We start from the raw sequence: 1230 nt of genomic DNA, 5'->3' as shown, positions 1-1230 counted from the left end.
GCCAAATTGACGGCACTCTGGAGCTGCTGGACAGCAGGGATCGCCTCCTGAGCCAGCATCACGCTCATTTCATACTGGCCCAGGTTGGCATAGGCCTGGGCCATCAGGATGGCCGCATAAGCGTGCTGGCGACGAGGCCCGGTTTCCTCTGTTGGGCTTTCCGCAGGCAGCACCGCTAGCGCCTCTTTATTCCATCCCATACCGATCAGTGCAGCCCCGCGGTCCACCAGACACCGTGTCAGGTCAACACGCAAATGGTACACAGGTTCTAAGGAACCGTGAGATAAGAGCGTTATGGCCTGGTCAAAGCAACGCGCCACCGAAGACCAGGCTACTTTCCCTTGCTGGGCTGCAACCCATGCCTCAAACACGCCGAGACGGATCAGGAGGCCGGCTTGTACCAGAGGAGGAAGCCGTCTCAGCAAGGACCGAGCTTCCTCTGCATCACGGCTTCCGCGGAGATCATGTGCATCATACCAATTCGTGATGCGCCGTTCCAGCGCTACTCCGAGCAGGGCCACATCATCCAGATGCTGAGCCCATCTCACAGCTTTCGCAAAGTGCTCTTCTGCCTCCTGGAAGCACTGCTGATCTCGCAGGACCTCCCCGCTCAGCAAGTGATATTGTGCGAGGAGTGAGGCCAGTTTCGGCTGATCAGACCGGGCCCAGGGGAGCGCCTCATAGAGCAAGCTCATCATCTGCTTCGCCTCGGCTAACCGGGCCACTGCTGTTTGCCGCCAGTGCGTGTGATACAGGGCCTCCAGCCGCTGCGCTGCGGCTTCCGGATCAACGGCTCTGCGCGTGATCACAGCAGGCCCCACCTGTTCTCGCAAGGCGGCGCTGACCCCACCTGAACCGGGCATCTCTGCCAGCCCAAGCAGCACCGGCGGGATCGCCAGCGTTTCCGCCAAAAAGCGCCGACGGCTGATACTGTCGAGCCCTTCTTTGCGTTCTTCCATGTTTCGTACTGCCCTTTCTGAAATGCCCAGCGCCCGCGCCAGATCGGCCTGTGTCCAACACTTGCCGTCAGGCCGCCGCTTGCGCTGACGAAAGTATCGTACCACCTGACCAGCGTGGGGCCAGCCAGCCTCATCTTCCTCAAAAGGAGGATAGCCCTGCTGGACCCACCACGGACCGGAAGCAGCGCGCGCGTGCTCCTCCCGCGCTGCTCCATCTGCTGCCTGCTGCATCGCCTCTCATCTCCCTTCCTTCACATGCACACGGCTGACG

1 protein-coding gene is annotated in these 1230 nt (G+C 61.2%); it reads right to left on the bottom strand.

Going from position 1 to position 1230, the window contains the following annotated elements; all coding sequences use genetic code 11:
* Positions 1 to 1190 (bottom strand): multiprotein-bridging factor 1 family protein (locus ACFMO7_RS10650; protein ID WP_376795467.1); only part of this gene is annotated, 1190 nt, incomplete at its 3' end.
* Positions 1191 to 1230: the final 40 nt, after the last annotated feature.

It is taken from the genome of Thermogemmatispora sp. (assembly GCF_042408735.1).
In the GTDB taxonomy this organism is placed as follows: domain Bacteria; phylum Chloroflexota; class Ktedonobacteria; order Ktedonobacterales; family Ktedonobacteraceae; genus Thermogemmatispora.
The sequence above is the reverse complement of the archived record's forward strand: the minus strand, read 5'-3'. Positions and strand labels throughout refer to the sequence as shown.